The sequence below is a fragment of the Rhodococcus sp. Leaf225 genome (genome assembly GCF_001426145.1).
In the GTDB taxonomy this organism is placed as follows: Bacteria; Actinomycetota; Actinomycetes; order Mycobacteriales; family Mycobacteriaceae; genus Rhodococcoides.
Window position 1 is genome coordinate 440654 of record NZ_LMRN01000009.1, and the last position, 21791, is coordinate 462444.

Here is a 21791-nt window from a genome sequence, read left to right on the forward strand (position 1 = left end):
CGTCGTGGACGGAGCATCGTCAGGTCGCACGGCGTCGTCAGGACTCACTCTGTCGGGGCTCACGACACCATTCTGCCCCTCCGGAATCGTCGCGAGTACAACGCGCCGCGGCGTCGGAGCCGACCCTTACAGTGGCCTGGTGCAGTGCGACGACCGAGTTCCGGTGATCCCGACCCTCCCCGACGCGCATCCGCTGGACGATCCCATCCGATCGTCCCTCGTCGGCGCCCACTCCCGGTTCGCTGAATGGCGGGGCCGGATCGCGCGTTACCACCCCGAGGTGGCCGGGTTCTTCGGTCACCCCGAGGACATGACGGCGGAGGACTGGGCGGATCTCGGCGCCCTGCTCCCGGTGGGTGAGCAGGCTGCACTGCGGGGCGACGGCATCACCCCGCCCGCCGGGTGGCGTGTTCTCGACCGCATCGGGCTGCTGCAGTTCGACGGATCCGCGCTGGTGGTCGAGCCGGAACCGGCCGCGCAGGTGCTCACCGCCGACGACGTGCCGGAGATGCTCGATCTCGTGCACCGCACCCGGCCGGGACCGTTCCGCTCGCGGACCGTCGAGATGGGCACGTACCTGGGCGTCCGGGACGGGTCGCGGCTCGTCGCCATGGCCGGGGAGCGCATGCATCCCGACGGCTGGACCGAGATCAGCGCCGTGTGCACCGACCCCGAGTACCGAGGGCAGGGCCTGGCCACCCGCCTCATCCGCGCTGTCGGGTACGGCATCCGGGAGCGGGGCGAGGTGCCGTTCCTGCACACGAGTGTGACCAACACCCGCGCCGTCGCGCTCTACGACACCCTCGGATTCGTGCTCCGTCGACAGACCACCCTGACGATCGCCGAGGTCGCCTGATGGTCGACATCCGCATTCTCGAGTCGCGGTCCGACCTGCTGGAATCGCAGCGCGTCTTCCGTGCCGCGATGGTGGGACTGCCCACGCTGCAGGTCACCGAGGACGAGATCGCGAGTCTGCGCGAGCCCGGTCGGACCTACGGCGCCTTCGACGGCGATCGCCTCGTCGGGACCACCGATTCGGCCCGCGGAACCCTGACGCTGCCGGGCGGCGCTCGGGTTCCCCACCTGGCCGTCACCCATGTCGGGGTGTTGCCGACCCACACCCGCCGCGGTGTCGTGTCCGCTCTGCTGCGGCGCCAGCTGCGGGACGCGCGCGATGCCGGGGACGTCGTCGCCACGCTCCGTGCGTCGGAAGCTGTCATCTACGGCCGCTACGGCTACGGCGTCGCCACCTCGTCCGTGTCCGCGGAGGTCGTCTCCGCCCGTGCGTCGGTGCGGGAGGAGGCCGTGTCCAGCGGCACCGTCCGCCTCGTCGACGACGGGGACGTGTTCGACGTGCAGGCCGGCATCGTCGCGTCGCACCCGTCGAGTCGACCGGGCACCATCACCCGACTGCCCGTCTGGTGGAACGCGTCGAGGCTGCGTGGGCGGACCGACACCGGTCCGGTGTGGAACGCGGTGCACTCCACCGGCGGGGTCGACGACGGATACGTCCGGTACCGCCCGCGCGACCCGCGGACGTGGTGGTCAGGGAACGACCGTCGGGTGGTCGTCGAGGACCTCCATGCGCCCGACGACGCGGTGTTCGCCGACCTGGTCCGCTTCCTCCTGCGACTCGACCTCGTCGACCGCATCACGTTTCCCGCACTGCCCGTCGACACCGTGCTGCCACTGCTGATGCACGATCGCCGATCCGTACGACTCGATCGCACCGAGGACGAGACCTGGCTGTGCATCCTCGACGTGTCCGCGGCACTGTCCGCGCGCACGTACGGGCCCGGGGACGCTGTGACCATCGCCGTGCAGGACCCGGACCTGCCGGAGAACGCCGGGACCTACGCCGTCGCACCGGACGGCGTGCGGGTGGTCGACGCGGCGCCGGATCTGACGGTGCACGTCCGAGATCTGGCGTCGGTGCTGCTCGGCGGGACGTCGTGGTCCGCTCTGGTGACCGCGGGCCTGGCGCAGGGCGACCCCGCGGCGGCCGATGCTCTGTTCCGGACCGCGTCGGCGCCCTTCGCCGGCGTCGGTTTCTGACGCACATTCCCCTCCGATCTCTGCGATTCCAACCCGTGTGCCGGGTGCGGATTCCTCCTAACCTCGGGTGTCCGGGGGCGATACGAGGGAGCGCACGATGACCAGGACGGTGACACTCGGCTTCGACGTCGGAGTCGGTTCGGCCGACGGACGAGCCGTGGCCGCCACGGTGACCGCGGCCGAGAACGCAGGATTCGGCTACGTCACGTTCGACGACGGCGATCTGGCGACGGGTGGCGTCGACGCCGTCACGCGCGCGGCCTTCGTCGCCGCGACCACCAGCACGGTGGGCCTCGTCGCCACCGCCAGCACCACCTACGCGGAACCGTTCCATCTGTCGTCACAGCTCGCGTCGTTGGACTACGCGTCCCGCGGCCGGGCGGGTTGGGTGGCATCCCGGTCGCTGGCACCCGACGTCGCGGCAGCATGGGGTCGCGAAGTCGTCTCGGCCGATACCGATCTGGTTCGTGAACAGCGTGATTCGGTGACCGTGGCGCGTGGACTGTGGGACTCGTGGGAGGACGACGCGGTGATCCGCGACTTCCCGACGGGCCGGTTCCTGAACCAGCAGAAGCTGCACTACGTCGACTTCGTCGGGGAGGAGTACTCGGTGAAGGGCCCCGCGATCGTGCCTCGGCCGCCGCAGGGTCAGGTGGTGGTGTTCGGCCGATTCGGCGAGATCGACGCCGATCTGCTCGACGTCGTCCTCGTGGAGAACGAAGCGGACGCGCGCGCGGTGACCGGGGCGCACGTCGTTCTCGACGTCGAGGCCCCCGGAAGCCCGACGGCCGCAGCGGCTCTCGTCGAGCGCATTGCTGCCCTCGACGACGCGATCGGCGGGATCAGGTTGCGTCCTGACCTGATCGACGACGATCTCCGCGTCGCCGCACGCTACGTCCTTCCTCAACTGTTCGAGCGGGACCTGGCCCATCGGCCGGTCCCGGCCACGACGCTGCGTTCCACTCTGGGCCTGGCCCGCCCGGTCAACCGATTCGAGGCTGCGCGATGACCGCTCTCTTCCGTCCCGACGCCACCGTCCACCTGGGTGTCTTCTTCCAGGGCGTCAACCACACGACGATCTGGTCGGACCCGGCCAGTGGCTCGCAGATCGACTTCGAGACGTTCCGTCGTCTGATCACGACCGCCGAGCGCGGACTGTTCGACGCCTTCTTCCTCGGCGAAGGACTGCGACTGCGCGAGCAGGGCGGCAAGATCCTCGACCTGGACATCGCCGGTCGTCCCGACGCCATCACGCAGTTGGCGGCGCTCGCCGGCATCACCACGAACATCGGACTGGTGGCCACCCAGAACACCACCTACAACGAACCGGTCGACCTCGCGCGTCGGCTGTCGGGACTGGACGTGCTGTCCGGTGGTCGCGCCGGCTGGAACGTCGTGACGACGGACAACGCGTGGACGGGCGAGAATTTCCGACGCGGTGGCTACCTCGACCACGCGGACCGCTACGTGCGCGCCGGAGAGTTCCTGGACGTCGCCAGGGCGCTGTGGAACGCAGGAGGCACGCCCGACTCCGTGCGCATCCAGTCCTCGCAGTTCGACATCGTCACTGCTGCACCGATTCCCCGCAGTCCTCAGGACCACCCGGTGATCTTCCAGGCGGGAGATTCCAGCACCGGTCGCGACTTCGCCGCCCAGCACGCCGACGTGATCTTCTCCGCGCACGGCACCCACTTCGACGACGCGCTCGACTTCGCGAACGACATCCGCGCGCGACTGGTGGCCCGTGGACGACCGGACGACGACATCAAGATCCTGCCCGGCACCCAGATTGTCCTCGCGGACCACGAGCGGGACGTGGACGAGAAGGTGCGCTGGGTCAAGGAGGGTCAGTTCACCGGCCCGACGACGCTGTCGATCGCCGGCCAGATGTGGGGGCGCGATCTGTCCGATCGCGATCCCGACGGACCGCTCCCCACCGAGGACCCGATCGTCAGTGGCGTCGTCGGTGCTCGTGGGTCGGCGTTCAACGGCATCGATGTGGATGCACGAGTGCGGGAATGGCGGTCGCTCGCCGAGGCGAAGAACCTGTCGCTGCGGCAGGTCGTCATCGAGACGTCGGCGCGTACCGGATTCGCGGGTACGCCGAGCCAGGTCGCGGACGAGCTCACCCGGTGGGTCCGCGGAGGGGCGAGCGACGGCTTCAACATCACGCCGTACCTCGTGCCGAGCGGGCTCGACGACATCGTCGACAAGCTGGTTCCCGAACTGCAGGAACGTGGTTCGTACCCGGCCGCCTACGAGGGGTCGACCTTGCGGGAGCACCTCGGACTACGTCGACCCCGTATCGGCGAGTGAGAGTCCACTGGTTCCTCCCCACCGGGGGTGACGACGAGAGGCTCGGTGCGCACTCGCACGGAGTCGCCATCGGCGGTGGGGGCGCCTCGGCAGCGGGTGCGGGACATCGGGACGCGACACTCGATTACCTGACCGAATTGGCCGTGACCGTCGAGGAACTCGGTTTCGAGGCAGTGCTCACTCCGACGGGCGGACACTGCGAGGACGCGTGGTTGGTCACCGCGGCGCTGATCCCGGCGACCACTCGTCTGAAGTTCCTGGTGGCTTTCCGGCCGGGCCAGGTCTCGCCCGTGACGTCGGCGCAGATGGTCAGTACATTCCATCGACTGTCCGGTGGCCGAGTGCTTCTCAACGTGGTGGTCGGGGGCGACGACGTCGAGCAGCGGTCCTACGGCGACCGTCTGGCGAAGGAGGGCCGCTACGCGCGGGCGGGTGAGTTCCTCGGCATCGCGCGCGCCGTCTCCGACGGCCGGCCGGTGCGGCCGTCCGGCGACCACTACGCTGTGGACCGACCGAACGGCGGCGGTTTCGGCGGGCATCCTCCGGTGCCGCTTCCCGACGTCTATCTCGGCGGATCATCGGACGCCGCACTGGATGTCGCCGCCGAGCATGCCGACGTCTTTCTCACGTGGGGCGAGTCTCCCGAGGCGGTGGCCGAGAAAATCTCCCACGTGCGGGAGCGGGCGGCTGCCCGCGGCCGCACCCTGCGTGCCGGACTGCGGATGCACGTGATCACCCGCGAGCGCGCGAAAGATGCGTGGGCTCGAGCCGAGAACCTGATCGCCGATGTCGACGACGCGACCGTCCGGACCCGACAGGCGCAACTGGGCGCCGTGGGATCGGAAGGCCAGCGACGCATGCTGGCGTTGCACGGCGGTGATCGTCGGAACCTGGTGGTGGGCCCCAACCTGTGGGCGGGCATCGGTCTCGTCCGCGGCGGCGCCGGCACCGCGCTGGTCGGCAGCCACGACGAGGTGGTGGCCCGCATCGAGGAGTATCGCGAGGCAGGTGTCGACGAGATCATCCTGTCGGGGTACCCCCATCTCGAGGAGGCACGTCACGTCGGCGACGGTGTCCTCGGCAGAATCGCATCGTCACCGTCCGAGAAGGAGTACGCATCATGACAACATCCGTCACCACGTTCGAGCAGGACTGGGCTGCATGGCATTCCGATCGCGAGGAGTACTTCCGCGATCCGTTGGGATGGGTCGCGCTCACAGGTCTGTACTGGTTGACCGAGACCGACGCGGTCGTGGGAGATCTGCCCGGTGTGTGGCGCGCCGACGACGACACTCTGCACGTCACCGCGAGCACGGGCGACGGGTTGTCGGTCGACGGGGTGGTCGTGGACGGGACTGTCGCTCTGCACCCCGTCGAGGGGGCTCCCGGCCTCCTCGTGGCCGCCGGTGAGCGGCGCGTCGAGGTGATTCGCCGCACCGGCTCGGTCGCCCTGCGCGTGCACGACCCCGCGGCCCCCACCTTGGCGTCGTTCGGCGGGATCCCCACCTTCGCGCCCGACGAGAAGTGGCGCGTGAGTGGCACGTTCACGCCGTACGACTCCGAGCGCACTGTCACCACCGCGGCCGTCGTCGAGGGTCTGGAGCACCACCACGCCGGGCTGGGCGTCATCGACTTCACGCTCGGGAACGCACCGCAACAGTTCGTCGCATTCCGAGGGAAGGCGGGCGGCTTCCACATCCTCTTCACCGACGAGACCAGCGGCGTGAACACCTACCCCGCGTGCCGGTCCCTCGCGGTCGGCGATGCGGACGCCGACGGCCTGGTGACACTGGACTTCAACCGCGCGTCCAACCTGCCGTGCGCCCTCACCGACTACGCGACGTGCCCGGTGGCGCCTCCCGAGAACCGGCTGACCGTCGCGGTGGAGGCCGGCGAGAAGCTTCCGATCAGGTGACAGCGCTGCCCGTTCTCGACATGTCGACCGCGGATGTCGACGGGTTTCGTTCGGCATTGCGCGAGGCCACCCACGACCACGGCTTCTTCCACCTGACCGGTCATGGTGTCGACCCCGAGCTCGTGTCGACGGTCCTGTCGCTGGCGCGCACTTTCTTCGCGCTGCCGGCGGACGCCAAGGACGAGATCAGTCAACTGAACTCGCCCCAGTTCCGCGGCTACAGTCGGCTCGGCGGCGAGCTGACCAACGGCGCCGTCGATTGGCGAGAGCAGATCGACATCGGTCCGGAGCGCGAGGTGATTCCCGCGGCGCAGGGATACTGGAACCTGCAGGGCCCCAACCAGTGGCCGTCCGCGCTACCCGAACTGCGTCCCGCGTTCGAGGCCTGGGACGCCGCCCTGTCGGACGTCGGGCTGCGGCTGCTCCGACACTGGGCAGTCTCCCTCGGCGCGGCCGAGGACACATTCGATGCCGCCTTCGCCGAGCTCCCCGCGACGTTGATCAAGGTGGTGCGGTATCCCGGCAGCACCGAGAACCCGCAGGGGGTGGGCGCGCACAAGGACTCGGGGGTGCTGACGTTGCTTCTCGTGGAGCCGGAGTCGACCGGCCTGCAGGTGGAGCTGCGCGGCGGCGAGTGGATCGACGTACCCCCCGTGGCCGGCGCGTTCATCGTCAACGTCGGGGAACTGCTCGAGGTCGCGACGGGTGGGTACCTGCGTGCCACTCGGCATCGAGTCCTCGCGCCGACGCCTGGCACGGACCGGGTGTCCGTTCCCTACTTCCTCAGCCCCGCACTGGATGCGCGCGTGCCGATCATCGACCTTCCACCCGAGTTGGCGGCGCGGTCCCGGGGCGTCGACACTGATCCGGACAACCCCCTCTTCCGGACCTACGGCGAGAACGCGTGGAAATCGCGTACCCGTGCACACCCGGACGTGGCCGAGAAGCACCACGGGATCAGGCGCTGAGGCCGCCGCTCGCAGCATCGACGAAGATCCCCTGACGGAGAATCGGAACGCCGACGCTCTCCCCGACCTCCGCTGCCACCGCGACATCGTCGTCGAATCCCAGGGCGATCAGCTCGCGACCGGAACTGCAGTCACGTAGTGCCGTCGACGGATCATCGGCCACCGCCGTCCAGGCTGCCTGCGCCGCGTCGGCCTCGGGAGACGGGTCGAGAAGACGCCCGACGGCGGCGAGTGCCGCGACGACTGCACCCGCTCCCCAGAAGTCCTCGATCGCGGGGCGCAGCGATCCGTCCGGCCATCTCTCGCCCGCAGCGATGATCGCCACGGAGTCGTCCGGTCCCGCGGTGCGCGCGATCCAGTACGCGATCGCCGTCGCCGTGCGTAGGGACGCCGCTGCCAGGACGGGTGTCGTCGCCAGCGCCTCGGCGATGGTCGATCCATTGGGTGACGGAAGAACGAGCCGGGCGGGCACGTCGCGCGCGGACCGGATCGATCCGGGGGACAATGTGATGCGGCCCGGAGCCGATTGCGAGCGGCGGAACGCCACGGACGCGTCGTGACGTCGGGCGACCTCCTCGGTGTCGGCGCCCGCGTGCGGGACGACGCCGATCCCTCGGTCGAGAGCGACACTCACCGTGGTGGTGAACGACAGGACGTCCACGATCACGGCGATGTCGGCGTCCGACGCGATCGCCTCGGCTCCGCGCAGGCCCCAGTCCACCCGGGTGCGATGTCGCCGCTGACAGTGCTCGGGGTTCACGGCTGCTCGGCCAGCTCGGTGCCCCGCAGCTCGTAGGACTTCAGTGCCCAGTACGCGCCGAAGGTCATGACTGCGACCGCTTCCACCACCAGCACCGCGAGTGCGCCCTGGCGGAGGACGAGCACCAGGGCGAGCGCCGACGCCGGAGCGACGACGACCACGACCGCCACGACTCGATAGGCTCTGCGGTAGCGGCGGATTCGCCGTTCGGAGTCCCGGGACGGATCCAGGGTGTCGTCCGCGCACCGCCAGACCGACACCGCGAAGCTGACGAAGAAGGCGACGGCGGAGACGGCGTGGACTGTCATACGCAGGCCGAAGTCGCTCTGCCCCGGTGGATCCGTGGGCACGAGCGCGACGACGACGAGGAAGGCGCCGGCCGCGTTCAACAGTCTGTTCTCGAGCGGCCCGTGACCGCGGTAGCAGATCAACGCGATACCGGTCCCGGAGAGCACTCCGACGAACACGTCACGGGCCGGGCTGTAGTAGTACTCGCTCATCGATCCGAGGACGGGAAGGTCGGGATCGAGCAGCGACCAGGCGACGAGCAGGAGAGGCAACCCGACGGCCATGATCGCCATCGCCGCGCGCAACGCGAAATACGTGCCGACGATGTGCTCGGCGAGCGGGTCGGACCAGGCGCGGAGCGGGCTCATGGGCTCGACTCTACGGCGCGCGGAGGGTGTCGGACCCTCGAGTTACCTTCTGCGGGAATCGAGGATCCGGGGGGAGATCGATGAACGACACGGTAGAGCTGCACCCACCATCGGTGGACGAGATACGGCTGTTCACAGCGCGTTTGGGGCTGGTGGAGGACGACGGGTCGGCGCGAGAAGGAATCGATGCCGTGACGGCCATCGAAGCCCTGAAGTGCGTGGGCGCGGCGACGCAGGCGGTAGTGACCGCCGGGGTGGCGGCGAGCGTTCGAGCCGATCGGCGTGATCGCGGGCTGCCGAGGAAGCAGTGGGATCTCGGGATCGCGTCACAGGTGGGTCTGGCACGTCGCGAGTCACACCGGCGTGGTGGCACATACCTCGGACTCGCACGGGCACTGGTGCACGAGATGCCGTACACCCTGCAGTCGATGCGCGAAGGCCGCCTGAGCGAGTACCGCGCGATGCTGCTGGTGCGGGAGACTGCGCACCTCACCGTGGCGGACCGGCGGGAGGTCGATCGCCGGTTGTGCGCCGACGCCTCGACGTTGGAAGGGAAGGGCGACAAGCAGGTGGTCGCGCTCGCGGTGGCCGCGGCGGTCGAGCTCGATGCCGCGGCCGTGGTGCGGAGGAACGCGCGTGCGGCTGCGCAGCGCCGCGTGAGCGTGCGTCCGGCTCCGGATTTCATGGGATACGCGACGGCGCTGCTGCCGATGGACAAGGCGGTGTGCGTGTACGCCACGTTGCGCCGAGACGCGGACGCGCTCGTCGCAGCCGGCCGTGCCGAGGGTCGAACGCGTGATCAGGTGATGGCGGACCTGTTGTTCGAGCGCGTGACCGGGGGAGATGCAGCGGCGGGTCCCCCGGTGGCGGTGCAGCTGGTCATCTCCGACGAGTCGTTGCTCGCCGGCGGTGACGAGGCCGCGCACGTTCCCGGCTACGGCATGGTTCCCGCCGAAGTGGCCCGCCGTGCGGTGGCCGACCGCATCGACGGCGGGAGTGTCGGTGCGACCCTGCGGCGGCTCTACGCCGTCCCGTCGACGGGACAGCTCACGGCGATGGACTCGACGGCGCGTGTGTTCCCGGCGGGACTCGGTCACTACATCGACGTCCGCGACCGGACGTGCCGCACACCGTGGTGCGATGCGCCGATCCGACACCACGACCACATACGCCCCTTCAGGTTCGGTGGCCCGACGACGGCGGAGAACGGCACGGGACTGTGCGCCGCCTGCAATTACGCGAAGGACGCGGAGGGGTGGGAGGCCCAGCGGGTCGTCGAGCACGTCGACGGCGGCCACATCGTCAGATTCCGGACGCCGACGGGCCACACCTACGACTCGGCTCCGCCGGCAGTACCGTTGCCGCTTCCCACCACGATGGTGGAGACGCAGCTGTACGAGCTGCTCGTTCAGCGTCGAGCCGGGTGAGACACAGCATGGTGGCCGGCCACGAGATCCGCGGCGATCGCGTCGTTGTGCCGGAAGAAGCCGGCGTCGATGCCGGGCCGGGCGAAGGCGCCGGACCAGGCGTGGCCCGCCACCCACATTCCCACCGCGTACCGATGGGGGTGCGCCGTGCCCGATGCGTCGATCACGCGGGACGAGCCGTCGACGGCCAGTTTGGCCGGACTCGTCGGAGACGCACTCACCTCGCGGACCTCACCGCGCTCGTGCAGCGATCGCAGCAGGGCGTCGGCGCTGCGCGAGATGGACGCGCTGGGCAGTCGGGCTTCGATGAGCGTCCGCGCTCGCACCACGTCGTGGTGCACGTGCGAGGTCGCCCGGAAGCCGTCACCGTCCGCCTCGAACCGCACCTCGGGGCCGAGGTAGCGAATGACTCCGGCGCGGCCGAGTGCGAGCAGCTGCTCCAGGCGCTCGGGCGGGGGACCGCTCGCGAGGAAGCTGAAGAAGGAATGCAGCTGTCCCTCCACCTGCGACGCGACGTCGTCCGGGCGCAGTCTCTCTGTCCGAACGAGCTCTCCCACAGTCCGATACACCGACAGCAGGGCCGAGAACACGGCGGCGTCCGCGCTGAAGCGGGGGTCGCGCCGTCGTGCCAGGTCTGCCTCGATGTAGCGGTGCACCTGCTCTGCGGCATCGGCCGCTGAGTCGAATCGGGCGTGCCGCAGCGGTCGGTCGAGCGTGTCGATGTCGAAGTGGTCCTCGGGATCGGGGACCATTCGTTCGACCAGTTCACCGACTGCACGGGCGCCGTCACGGCCCAGGGCGGCCTCGAGTTCGATGAACGGCCCGCGGACACGGTCGGGGTGGGAGCGGAACAGCTCGTGATAGTGCGCCCACGCAAGTTCCGCGACCGCGAGAGGCCAGACCGCCGTACGGAAGTCGAGCGTCTCCGTCCCGGGAAAAGCCTCGGGTACGAAGAACCTCGGGAGAGGCGGTGCCGCATCGGCGATGGAGTACGAGATCTTGGCGTGGTACGGAACCCCGCGTCGAGATCCGGCGTACACCAGGGGTTCCCGGCCGGAGGCCGTGTACACCAGGGTGCCGTCACCGGAGCGCGAGAAGGTGCCGCCGCGTGACTCCGCGAGCAGCACCATCCAGTCCACGAAGGCGAGACCGAGGCCCGAGATCAGGACGGGTTCGGCCTCGGGAACCAGCGCCGGGTCGAGGTCGGCTGTGTATCCCGGCCCGATGTACCGGAGACCGTGGGTCTCGGCATGGGCGGCGAATGCCTGGACGTCTGCCGGCGGCAGAGTGTCGGGTTGGCCCTGCGCCAGAACGACATCGGTCACCTCGAGCACGGTGCCGTCGTCGAGGATCAGACGCTGGTGGACACCCCGATCCTCGATGTCGACGACGCAGGCCCGGTGCACGTGCACTCGAACACGATCCGGCCGCGCCTTCACCGCGCTCTCGAAGACGTGAGCGAGATAGTGGGACTGCAGCGACCGGGACGCGAACGACGACGGGGTGAAACGGAGAACCTCCTCCCGCAGAGCCGGATCCGTGACGAGGGTGTCCCGGTTCGCCGTCACCCACTCCGCGAGGGTGGGACCGCCCGACCCGTCGGGCAGCATGGCCACGTCCGCCGCGACGGAGTTCATCCACAGCAGGGGGTCCTGGTTCCGTCGCCAGATCCGCCCTGCACCCGGCGGGTGGGGGTCGACGACATGGACGTCGATCGGTTCGGTCAGCTCGTCGGCCCGGCCGACGATCCGCTCGAGGATGCCGGTCGCGCGGGGTCCTCCGCCCACGAACGCGATGCTCACGAGTACGGTCCCGCCGTGAAGCCCGCAGCGCGCCGGGAATCGTCCTCGCCCCACAGCAGTGGTTCGGGAAGTTCCTTGCGCACTCGCGGCACCACCTCCTCGGCGAACTGGCGGAGGATGTCCTTCTGGTGCTCCGGTTCGAGCAGGTGGTTGATCGACACCGACTGCAGGACATGCCCGTATGCGTGGTGGTAGTCCACGATCTTCTCGGCGACGCGCTCCGACGACCCGACGAGCGCGGGACCGCGATCCACGGCCTCCTCGATCGAGCGGAAGCTCGTCACCTTGCCCACCGCCCCGGGATCGTGCCGACGCTGGTCGGCCTGTGCCACCGCACCCTCGTAGAGCGGGCGGTACTGCTCGACGGCCTGATCGGTCGTCTCCGCGAGGAACAGCCCTCCCGAGCCGGACCCGACGAAGGCGAACCGGGGATCGTGCCCGGCCTCGGCGTACTTCTCCCGGTAGCGGTCGACGAGGACGGCGTAGTTCTCCCGCGGCTGGAATGCGTTGGCCGTGACGAGGGGGTCACCCCACCGGGCCGCGAGGTCGACGGCGTGTGTCGACGTCGCCGACCCGTGCCAGACGCGGAAGGGACCGGCGAACGGCCGCGGCAGAGTGGTGGCGTTCTCGAGCGGAGTCCGGTGCTGCCCGGACCACGTGACGTTCTCCTCGCGGATCAGTCGACGGAACAACTCGTAGTTCTCGGTCAGGTACTCGTACTGGCGCGCGATGTCCTTCCCGAACAATGGGTACTGCCACGCCTCGTTGCCCTTGCCGACGACGATCTCGAGCCGCCCGTGGCTCAGCTGGTCGACGGTCGCGAGGTCCTCCGCGAGACGCACGGGGTCGAGTACCGAGAGCACCGTGACGCCGGTCGACAGCAGAATCCGGTTCGTGGCCTGTGCCAGCGCTCCGAGGATCACCGTGGGGCTCGACGACAGGACGTCCCCGGCGTGACGCTCGCCGACCGCGAAGGAGTCGATTCCCAGCTGGTCCGCGAGCACGGCGAGGTCGACCACTCGGTCGAGCCGCTCGGCAGCGGGTACCACCTCCCCGGTGACGGGGTGGGGCGGATTGAAGACGATGTCCAGGACCTGAAAGCGCACCACAGCCTCCTCGCGCTCGTGCAACCTCCCACGGTGCCGGGCTGCCCACCTCGGTGACAGGGTTGCGCGCACTGCGATTCGAAGGCCTCGGGCGGATCGGAGGCCTCGACTGATAGACATGACGGTGACCGGGGTTCGGCGGTAGATGAGGGAGTTCGGCGTGGCACAGGAACTGAAGTTGGGATACAAGGCGTCGGCCGAGCAGTTCGGCCCCCGCGAGCTCGTGGAGATCGCCGTTCTCGCGGAGTCGTCGGGCATGGATTCGGCGACCGTGAGCGACCACTTCCAGCCCTGGCGCCACGAGGGCGGCCACGCACCGTTCTCGCTCGCGTGGATGACGGCCGTCGGTGAGCGCACGAAGACCCTGCAGCTGGGCACGTCGGTGATGACCCCGACGTTCCGCTACAACCCGGCCGTGATCGCCCAGGCGTTCGCGACGATGGCGTGCCTGTACCCGAACCGGATCATGCTCGGTGTAGGCACCGGTGAGGCCCTCAACGAGATCGCCACCGGATTCGACGGCGAGTGGCCCGAGTTCAAGGAGCGGTTCGCGCGCCTGCGCGAGGCGGTGTCGCTGATGCGCGAGCTGTGGCTCGGCGACCGCGTCGACTTCGAGGGTGAGTACTACAAGACCAAGGGCGCATCGATCTACGACGTGCCCGAGGGCGGCGTCCCCGTCTACATCGCCGCCGGCGGCCCGGTGGTCGCCCGCTACGCAGGACGCAGCGGTGACGGCTTCATCTGCACCTCGGGCAAGGGCATGGAGCTCTACACCGACAAGCTCATTCCGGCCGTCGCCGAGGGTGCGGCGAAGATGGAGCGACCCGTCGAGGACATCGATCACATGATCGAGATCAAGATCTCGTACGACACCGATGCCGATGCGGCGCTGGAGAACACGCGCTTCTGGGCGCCGCTGTCACTGACGCCGGAGCAGAAGCACTCCATCGACGATCCGATCGAGATGGAGAAGGCCGCGGACGAGCTGCCGATCGAGCAGGTGGCGAAGCGGTGGATCGTCGCCTCCGATCCGGACGAGGCGGTGGAGAAGGTCAAGCCGTACGTCGATGCAGGCCTGAACCACCTTGTCTTCCACGCGCCGGGTCACGATCAGCGTCGGTTCCTGGAGCTGTTCAAGACCGATCTGGAGCCCCGTCTGCGCCGTCTGGGCTGACGACGCCGGAGGACACCGCGCCCGACAGGATCCGGTGCAGCACCGCGGCGTCCTCGTCGCCGAGGTCGGCGAGCGAGTCGGGTACCGGGTCGGTGATCGTGTGCACGCGGTCCATCAGGGCGCGGCCGTCGTCGGTGATCGTGACGCGCTTGCTGCGACGATCGCTGTCGTCGACGGTGCGGCGGACGTAGCCGCGAGACTCGAGTTCGTTGACGCACACCGTGGTCGCCGGTGCGTCCATCGCCGCCGCGGTGGCCACCGCGCTCATCGTCAGCGGTCCGTCGACCAGGCGCCGAAGCACCCGCACCCGGCTGAACGGCATGTCGACCTCGGCCGCCACCCGTCGGCGCCAGGTGTCGCGGTTCTCGAAGACCAGCGAGGTCATCGCGGCCCAGGCCTCGTCTATCGGTCGGCTCCGGCGGTCAGGCACGGGCGGGCTCCGGTGTGCGGAACAGTGCGGCCACGTCGTCCGCGGTCCGCGTGGCCCGTCTGCTGGCGCTGACCAGCCCGAGGCCCGCGACGATCACACCGATGGCGGCCAGAGCCCACCAGACCGTGTGTGTGGAGGCGGCGAACCCCGCGTCGATGCCGGCCGCGGCGCCCGCGGTGGTGAGGCTCCCGCACAGCGCGACGCCGATGCTGACACCGATCTGGCGGCTGGTCGATGCGACCGCCGACGCCGCACCCGCGCGATCGCGGGGCATCCCGCCGACGGCCGCGTTGGTGATGGGGGCGTTGACCAGCCCGAAGCCGACCCCGAAGATCGCGAACATGACCAGCAGTGCGCTGACGGGGGTGGTGGCGGAGAGGCGGGTGAGGGTCAGGCCGGCGACGGCGATGACCACACCGGCGATGGTCATCGAGGGGCGGGCACCCCACCGCGCCACCATCCGCCCGGACAGCGGCGAGCAGATCAGCGTGGCGAGTGCGAGCGGAAGGAAGGACGCTCCCGTGCCGATCGCGCTGAAGCCGCGCACCTCCTGCAGGTACAGCGACATGAGGAACAGGAACGCTCCGTATCCGCCGAAGGCGCACACGGCCACGATCGTCGCCGACGAGAACGGGATGCTGCGGAAGAAGCGCAGATCGATGAACGGATCGACGCGCCTGTTCTCGTAGCGGACGAACGCGACGAACGAGGCCACGGACAGGGCGAACACCGCGAGGGTGATGGGCGACGACCATCCGAGCGAGGGACCCTCGATGAGGCCGAACACCAGGGAGGCCAGCATGACGACACCGAGCAGCTGACCGACCGGATCGAACGCGCGCACGACGGGCGACCGCGACTCGGGGACGAACACGGCGGCCAGAACGAACGCTGCGAGACAGACCGGGATGTTGATCCAGAAGACGGACCGCCACCCGGAGATCTCGATCAACAGTCCGCCGAGCATGGGACCGAGGGCCATGGAGATGCCGACCACGGCGCCCCACATACCGATCGCCCGGGCACGCTCGGCCTTCCCGGTGAAGACCTGCGTGATGATCGACATGGCGACGGGGTTGAGCATCGACCCACCGATCGCCTGGATCATGCGCGCGAGGATGAGGACCGGGGCGGTGGGGGCGAGGCTGCAGAGCAGCGAGCCGACGGCGAAGCTGACGAGTCCGATCTGGAAGACACGGCGCCGCCCCACACGGTCCGCGGTGGTGCCGGACAGCAGCAGCAGACTGGCGAGCACCAGTGTGTAGACGTCGATGGTCCACTGGAGCTGGGACACGGATGCGCCGAGTTCGGTGCGGATGGCGGGCAGCGCGACGTTCACGATGGTGGCATCCATCGAGACGATGAGCAGGCTGAGGCAGCACGTGGCCAGCACGATCATCTTGTGACGCTGGTCGAGACCGTCTGACGTGACAGTTGTGGGCACACAAGTATTATGCTTGCGTAGGCTAAGAAAGTGCGGAGTTGTTCCCGGGATCACAGCCCGACCGCGGGACATCGTCTCGGACGACCGCGGCGGCGCGCCCATTAGGCTGAGACCATGGTCGCCGCGCCCGCAGACACGCCCAGTTCGCCCGTCTCCAGCATCTACATCGCGTCGCCCGAGGGGGACACCGGCAAGTCGACCATCGCGTTGGGGCTGCTGCGCATGCTCGGTGCCTCGACGGCTCGGGTCGGTGTGTTCCGGCCGATCGCTCGGTCGTCGTCCGAGACCGACTACATCCTCGAGCTCATGATCGACCACACCACCGCGGACACCACGTACGAGCAGTCGCTCGGCGTCACCTACGACGAGGTGCACGCGGATCCCGACGCCGCGCTCGCCGAGATCGTGCGCCGCTATCACGACGTCGCGTCCCAGTGCGATGCCGTGGTGATCGTGGGCAGCGACTACACCGACATCGCCAGTCCCAGCGAGCTGGGGTTCAACGCGCGCGTCGCCGTGAACCTGGGCGCCCCGGTGCTCCTCGCGCTGCGTGGCTCCGAACGCACGCCCGAGGAGATCGCCCACCTCGCCGACGTGTGTCGATCGGAACTGTCGACGCACCGCGCCCATCTGGCCGGCATCGTCGCCAACCGGTGCGATCCCGACGCGTTGGACGACGTCATCGCGCAGCTCTCGACCGAGGACGTGCCGGCGTGGGCTCTGCCCGAGGTACCGCTGCTGGTCGCACCGACCATGGACGAACTGCTGCACGCGATGAAGGGCGAACTCTATAGCGGCGATGCCGAACTGCTGCAACGGGAGGCCCTGCGCGTGATGGTCGGCGGCATGACGGCCGAGCACATTCTCGAGCGACTCACCGAGGGAGTCGTCGTCATCGCTCCGGCCGACCGCTCCGACGTCGTGCTCGCGCTCGTCAACGCCCACGAGGCCGAGGGGTTTCCGTCGCTCGCCGGCATCGTCATGAACGGCGGACTGACACCGCATCCCATGATCGCCAAGCTCATCGAGGGTCTGCAGCCCCGACTACCGATCCTCACCACCGAACTCGGAACCTTCGACACCGCGAGTGTGGCCGCGTCCACTCGCGGGCGGGTGGCCGTCGGATCGCAACGCAAGGTCGACACGGCGCTGGCGCTCATGGAGCGCCACGTCGACGCCGCCGAGATCCTGGGCCGCCTCGACGTCGCGATGCCGTCGGTGGTGACGCCGCAGATGTTCGAGTACCAGCTCATCGACCGGGCCCGCGCCGACCGCAAGCACATCGTGTTGCCCGAGGGGTCGGACGACCGGATCCTGCGCGCGGCCGGACGACTGCTGCAACGGCAGGTCGCGGACCTGACCATCCTCGGTGACGAGGCGGCGATCACGCGCAGGGCCGGGGAACTGGGGGTGGACCTGTCCGAGGCCACCGTGCTGGATCCGACGAACTCGGAGTACACGGACGACTTCGTCGCGGAGTACGTCCAGCTGCGCAAGCACAAGGGCATGACCGAGGACAAGGCCCGCGACATCATGTCCGACATCTCGTACTTCGGAACCATGATGGTGCACAAGGGCATTGCCGACGGCATGGTCTCGGGCGCCGCGCACACCACGGCGCACACCATCAAGCCGTCCTTCGAGATCATCAAGACCATGGACGGGGTCTCGACGGTCTCGAGCATCTTCCTGATGTGTCTCGCGGACAAGGTGCTCGCCTACGGCGACTGCGCCGTGGTTCCCGACCCCACGTCGGAACAGCTCGCCGACATCGCCGTCTCGTCCGCGGCCACCGCGTCGATGTTCGGCATCGAGCCGCGGGTGGCGATGCTGAGCTACTCCACCGGCGATTCCGGATCGGGTGCCGACGTGGACAAGGTCCGGACGGCGACCGACCTCGTCCGCGACAGGGCGCCGGATCTGCTGGTGGAGGGGCCGATCCAGTACGACGCGGCCATCGACCCGTCGGTGGCGAAATCCAAACTGCCCGACTCCGAGGTGGCGGGCCGGGCGACCGTGTTCGTCTTCCCCGACCTCAACACCGGCAACAACACGTACAAGGCGGTGCAGCGCAGCGCCAACGCCGTGGCCGTGGGACCGGTCCTGCAGGGACTGCGCAAGCCCGTCAACGATCTCAGTCGAGGAGCCCTGGTGCAGGACATCGTGAACACGGTGGCGATCACCGCCATCCAGGCCCAGTCCGGTACCGACGGTCTGGAGGTCGCGAAGTGAGCACGGTGCTGGTCGTCAACTCGGGATCGTCGTCGGTGAAGTTCCAGGTGGTGGACCCCGACTCGGGACACAGCGTCCTGCAGGGCATCGTCGAGCGCATCGGGGACGCCGACGGGCGCGTGGCCGTCACCCGCGGCGACGACACGACGGAGAAGACGACCGACATCCCCGATCACGTCACGGGCCTCCGGCTGGCGTTCGAGATGATGGCCGACGCGGGACTGCCCCTGGCGGAGGCGGGCATCACGGCAGTGGGACATCGAGTGGTGCACGGCGGCACCGTCTTCAGCGAGCCCACCCTCATCGACGACTCGGTCGTGGCCACCATCGACGAGCTCAGTGCGCTGGCGCCCCTGCACAATCCGGCCAACCTGCGCGGGATCGAGGTGGCGCGCCGGGAGCTGCCCGACGTGCCGCAGGTCGCCGTGTTCGACACGGCGTTCTTCCACACCCTCCCCGCCGCCGCCTCGACGTACGCCATCGATGCGGCCACCGCCGCCGAACACGACATCAAGCGGTACGGGATGCACGGCACGTCCCACGAGTACGTGAGTGGCCGCGTGGCAGAGCATCTGGGACGGTCGCCGTCGGACGTGAACCAGATCGTGCTGCACCTCGGCAACGGCGCCTCGGCATCGGCCGTGCGCGGCGGCGTCGCGGTGGACACGTCCATGGGCCTCACCCCGCTCGAGGGGCTCGTGATGGGAACCCGCAGCGGCGACATCGATCCCGGCATCGTGATGCACCTGCGGCGCAGTGCCGACATGGACGTCGATGCCATCGACGAACTGCTCAACCGCCGCTCCGGTATCAAGGGACTGAGTGGTGTCACCGACTTCCGTGAGCTCCGGCGCCTCATCGACGACGGTGACGAGGCCGCGGCCCTGGCCTTCGACGTGTACGTCCATCGCCTGCGGCGCTATCTCGGCGCGTACATGATCGAGCTGGGCCACGTGGACGTCGTCACGTTCACCGCCGGCGTGGGCGAGAATTCGGCCGAGGTGCGCGCAGCGGCCCTGGCGGACCTCGAGATGTACGGGATCGAGCTGGACGAGGAGCGTAATGCCGAGCGCGGCAACGGAATCCGTGTCATCTCGACGGACGATTCCCCGGTGACGGTCCTCGTGGTACCCACCAACGAAGAGTTGGCCATCGCCCGCGCCGCGGTGGCCCTGATCGGCTGATCAGAAAAGGGACTTGGGCCGCACCGCGTTGGCCAGGTCCACCAGGGCGAAGCGGTGCGACCGGGTGCGCGCGGTCCGGGCGAGGGATCGCAGGGCGGTCTCGGCGCCCGTACGGAGGCCGTCCCGCGTGAAGGGCACGCCGAGCAGCGGCACCGTGGACTCGGGCGTGTGCCCGGATTCCATCCATTCAAGCGCGGTGCCCAGGACGACCGTCCGCAGTTGCAGCGCACGGGGTTCGCGCGCCGGCAGCGCCTCGACGCGCCGCGCCGCCTCGTAGAGCGCACCCTCGTCCATGTCGGCCGCGGAGCCGGAGAGCAGTGTGAGTACGCCGGTCATCCGTGCCATCGAGTAGTGCCGTGACGTGGCGGGCACCAGATCGAGAGTCATGATGGCGTCGAGCAGCGCACCCCGTTCCGCGAGCCTGCGGGCGAGACCGAACGCGGCGCTGACGATGGTGCGATCGGTCCGCCACACCGTGGTGTACATCGTCTCGGCCAGGGCGCACCACGTGTCGTGGCCGTCGTCGGAGGTCTGCTGCGCCAACAGTTCCGCCGTCGCCGCGAGCGCGAGCTTGGGTGCGACCTCGCCGGGCATCGCGGAGAGCACCGAGTCGAACTTGTCGGCGGCGTCGACGAAGTTACGGCACAGCAGCGCGATGGTGCCGCGGTGCCAGTCGACACGCCAGTTGCCCGTCACGTCGTCCAGCCTGCGCATCACCTCCGCGGCCGAATCTCCCTCGCCCAGATCGAGATACGCGCGGGCCTCGGTCAGCACCGCTTCCACGGACCCGACGGAGTCGTCGCCCACGGTGCGATCGAGGCCGTTCTCGCGGGCAAGGCGCAGCGAGTCGAGCGTCTGGTGCGGTTCGCTGTGCACGGCCGCGGCGATGAGCTGCGCGCTCGGGTCCGACGTGTCGATCAGGGGGACCGGAAGCGCGGCCACCACGTCGCGCGGATCCAGCCTGGCCACGCGGTGCCGTCCGTCGATGTACACGTCGGTGACGGCGACCTGCTCGTCGGTGCCGAAGGTGGTGCGCTGCGGGCTGAACACCGACGAGAGCGACGGGTGGCTGTCACCCGTCTGCTGCGAGAGGATCTCGCGCAGAACACCACTGAGCTGACTCGCCGCCTCGTCGGCGCTGCGGAACCGGGTGAGCGGGTCGGCGGCCGTCGCGCGTCGGAGAAGCCGGGCAAAGAACTGGTACTCCTGCAGGACGGGCGCGTCCTCCGGGATGCCGTCCACGTACCGCCCGTGCTCCGAGGCGATCTCGAGCGTCAGGACCGCGAGAGTGCGCCCCACGGTGAAGATGTCGGACGCCACCGTGGGTCCGGTCCGCACGATCTCCGGTGCCTGGTATCCGGCCGTGCCGTAGAGGTACCCGTAGTCCTCGAGCTGGCTCACCGCGCCCAGGTCGATCAGCTTGATCTGGTCCTGCGTCACCATGACGTTCTCGGGTTTCAGATCGTTGTACGCCAGACCGATGGAGTGCAGGTAGGCCAGCGCGGGCATCACCTCGAGGAGGTAGGCGATGGCTTCCTGCACAGGCAGTTTCGTGCGCGTCGGGTTGTCCGTCATGATCTGGCGCAGCGTGCGACCGCCGACGTACTCCATGACGATGTACCCCGTCGACGACGGCGCCTCCTGCGAGCCGGGCGCGAGGGGGCGGGGGTGCTCCACGAAGTTGTAGATCTTGACGATGCCGGGGTGGGTCACCTCGGCGAGGAACTGGCGTTCCGCCATCGCCACCGCGTGTGCCTCGGCGTTGCCGAAGTGCAGCAGGCCCTTGAGCACGACCCAGCGATCGCTGACGTTGCGATCGATGGCGAGGTAGATCCACCCGAGTCCGCCGTGCGCGATACACCCCTGCACCTCGTACTGCCCGGCCACCATCTCACCGGGTTCGAGCAGCGGGGAGAAGTCGAAATGCGTTCCGCACCTGTCGCAGTCACCCGACGGATGGGCGGGCCGGCCGTCGACGCTCCGCCCGACGGGGGCGTTGCACTTCCAGCAGAACCGCTTGCTCTCCGGGACGCGGGGGTCCGACATGACAGCGGTCGCGGGATCGACCTCGGGAATGCGCGGCAGTTCCACCAGCCCACCACCGAGGCGACGACGCTTTCCGGTTCGTACGCGGCGGCTCGGCCGGGAGGTGCGCCCCGTGGTGTCCTCGCGCAGCGCGGCCCGCGTCGCATCGTCCTCCTCGGGGCGCACCGAGGCCCTCGTCGCGTCGGAGTCCTGCTCGCGCAGGGCGGCGCGGGTGGCGTCGGGATCCTCGTCGCGCAACGAGGCCCGGGTCGCCTCGAGATCGGGTTCGGTACTCAT

The 21791-nt window shown here is 69.2% G+C and carries 18 protein-coding genes; 11 read left to right on the forward strand and 7 right to left on the reverse strand.

The annotated features are described in order from the left end of the window. Nucleotides 1-139: 139 nt before the first annotated feature. From ASG69_RS06390 to ASG69_RS06420, 7 genes are all read left to right on the forward strand, one after another. The gene (locus tag ASG69_RS06390) at nucleotides 140-856 is read left to right on the forward strand and encodes a GNAT family N-acetyltransferase (protein ID WP_235578869.1); all 717 of its coding nucleotides are present in this window, start codon (nucleotides 140-142) and stop codon (nucleotides 854-856) included. After that, nucleotides 856-2055 (forward strand): GNAT family N-acetyltransferase, encoded by a 1200-nt coding sequence (locus ASG69_RS06395; protein WP_056441356.1) that lies wholly within the window; start codon nucleotides 856-858, stop codon nucleotides 2053-2055. Before ASG69_RS06390 ends, ASG69_RS06395 begins: the two co-directional genes overlap by 1 nt. A gap of 97 nt (nucleotides 2056-2152) precedes the next feature. Next, a complete protein-coding gene (locus ASG69_RS06400; RefSeq protein WP_082544293.1) occupies nucleotides 2153-3064 on the forward strand; it encodes an LLM class flavin-dependent oxidoreductase in 912 nt (303 codons plus the stop codon). Continuing rightward, nucleotides 3061-4371, forward strand: a complete 1311-nt coding sequence (locus tag ASG69_RS06405; RefSeq protein WP_056441358.1) for an LLM class flavin-dependent oxidoreductase — start codon at nucleotides 3061-3063, stop codon at nucleotides 4369-4371. The genes ASG69_RS06400 and ASG69_RS06405 overlap by 4 nt, the downstream gene beginning before the upstream one ends. Continuing rightward, nucleotides 4368-5495, forward strand: a complete 1128-nt coding sequence (locus tag ASG69_RS06410) for an LLM class flavin-dependent oxidoreductase (protein ID WP_056441361.1) — start codon at nucleotides 4368-4370, stop codon at nucleotides 5493-5495. The genes ASG69_RS06405 and ASG69_RS06410 overlap by 4 nt, the downstream gene beginning before the upstream one ends. Further along, nucleotides 5492-6286 (forward strand): DUF1684 domain-containing protein, encoded by a 795-nt coding sequence (locus ASG69_RS06415; RefSeq protein ID WP_056441362.1) that lies wholly within the window; start codon nucleotides 5492-5494, stop codon nucleotides 6284-6286. The genes ASG69_RS06410 and ASG69_RS06415 overlap by 4 nt, the downstream gene beginning before the upstream one ends. Then, on the forward strand, nucleotides 6283-7254 hold the full coding sequence (locus ASG69_RS06420) for an isopenicillin N synthase family dioxygenase (RefSeq protein ID WP_027506218.1): 972 nt from the start codon (nucleotides 6283-6285) through the stop codon (nucleotides 7252-7254). Before ASG69_RS06415 ends, ASG69_RS06420 begins: the two co-directional genes overlap by 4 nt. On the opposite strand, the gene ASG69_RS06425 is transcribed toward ASG69_RS06420, so the two are convergent. Further along, complete coding sequence (locus ASG69_RS06425) at nucleotides 7244-8014, reverse strand: 2-phosphosulfolactate phosphatase (protein ID WP_056441365.1); 771 nt, start codon at nucleotides 8012-8014, stop codon at nucleotides 7244-7246. The genes ASG69_RS06420 and ASG69_RS06425 overlap by 11 nt on opposite strands. Beyond that, nucleotides 8011-8670, reverse strand: coding sequence for a DUF998 domain-containing protein (locus ASG69_RS06430; RefSeq protein WP_056441369.1), 660 nt, complete (start codon nucleotides 8668-8670; stop codon nucleotides 8011-8013). Before ASG69_RS06430 ends, ASG69_RS06425 begins: the two co-directional genes overlap by 4 nt. Before the next feature lie 80 nt (nucleotides 8671-8750). Between ASG69_RS06430 and ASG69_RS06435 the strand changes: the two genes are divergently transcribed. Then, entirely contained in the window at nucleotides 8751-10097 is a 1347-nt protein-coding gene (locus ASG69_RS06435) for an HNH endonuclease signature motif containing protein (protein WP_056441372.1), read from the forward strand. Here ASG69_RS06435 and ASG69_RS06440 read toward each other — a convergent pair. Together ASG69_RS06440 and ASG69_RS06445 are read right to left on the reverse strand one after the other, a co-directional pair. Continuing rightward, a complete protein-coding gene (locus tag ASG69_RS06440; RefSeq protein WP_056441375.1) occupies nucleotides 10079-11899 on the reverse strand; it encodes an FAD/NAD(P)-binding protein in 1821 nt (606 codons plus the stop codon). The genes ASG69_RS06435 and ASG69_RS06440 overlap by 19 nt on opposite strands. Then, entirely contained in the window at nucleotides 11896-13005 is a 1110-nt protein-coding gene (locus tag ASG69_RS06445; protein ID WP_056442245.1) for an LLM class flavin-dependent oxidoreductase, read from the reverse strand. Before ASG69_RS06445 ends, ASG69_RS06440 begins: the two co-directional genes overlap by 4 nt. A gap of 160 nt (nucleotides 13006-13165) precedes the next feature. Here ASG69_RS06445 and fgd point away from each other — a divergent pair, with 160 nt between their 5' ends. After that, nucleotides 13166-14179 carry a glucose-6-phosphate dehydrogenase (coenzyme-F420) gene (fgd, locus tag ASG69_RS06450; protein ID WP_056442250.1) on the forward strand — a complete coding sequence of 338 codons (1014 nt, stop codon included), beginning with the start codon at nucleotides 13166-13168 and terminating at the stop codon, nucleotides 14177-14179. Here fgd and ASG69_RS06455 read toward each other — a convergent pair. Together ASG69_RS06455 and ASG69_RS06460 are read right to left on the reverse strand one after the other, a co-directional pair. Continuing rightward, complete coding sequence (locus ASG69_RS06455) at nucleotides 14139-14609, reverse strand: MarR family winged helix-turn-helix transcriptional regulator (protein ID WP_082544294.1); 471 nt, start codon at nucleotides 14607-14609, stop codon at nucleotides 14139-14141. The two genes, fgd and ASG69_RS06455, sit on opposite strands and share 41 nt — an antisense overlap. Then, nucleotides 14602-16008, reverse strand: a complete 1407-nt coding sequence (locus tag ASG69_RS06460; RefSeq protein WP_056441378.1) for a DHA2 family efflux MFS transporter permease subunit — start codon at nucleotides 16006-16008, stop codon at nucleotides 14602-14604. Before ASG69_RS06460 ends, ASG69_RS06455 begins: the two co-directional genes overlap by 8 nt. 159 nt (nucleotides 16009-16167) lie before the next feature. Between ASG69_RS06460 and pta the strand changes: the two genes are divergently transcribed. Then, nucleotides 16168-18285, forward strand: a complete 2118-nt coding sequence (gene pta / locus ASG69_RS06465; RefSeq protein WP_056441380.1) for a phosphate acetyltransferase — start codon at nucleotides 16168-16170, stop codon at nucleotides 18283-18285. After that, the gene (locus ASG69_RS06470) at nucleotides 18282-19469 is read left to right on the forward strand and encodes an acetate kinase (RefSeq protein ID WP_056441383.1); all 1188 of its coding nucleotides are present in this window, start codon (nucleotides 18282-18284) and stop codon (nucleotides 19467-19469) included. The genes pta and ASG69_RS06470 overlap by 4 nt, the downstream gene beginning before the upstream one ends. Here ASG69_RS06470 and ASG69_RS06475 read toward each other — a convergent pair whose 3' ends face one another. Next, nucleotides 19470-21791: a serine/threonine-protein kinase gene (locus ASG69_RS06475; RefSeq protein WP_051613448.1), complete on the reverse strand. Its 2322-nt coding sequence runs from the start codon at nucleotides 21789-21791 to the stop codon at nucleotides 19470-19472.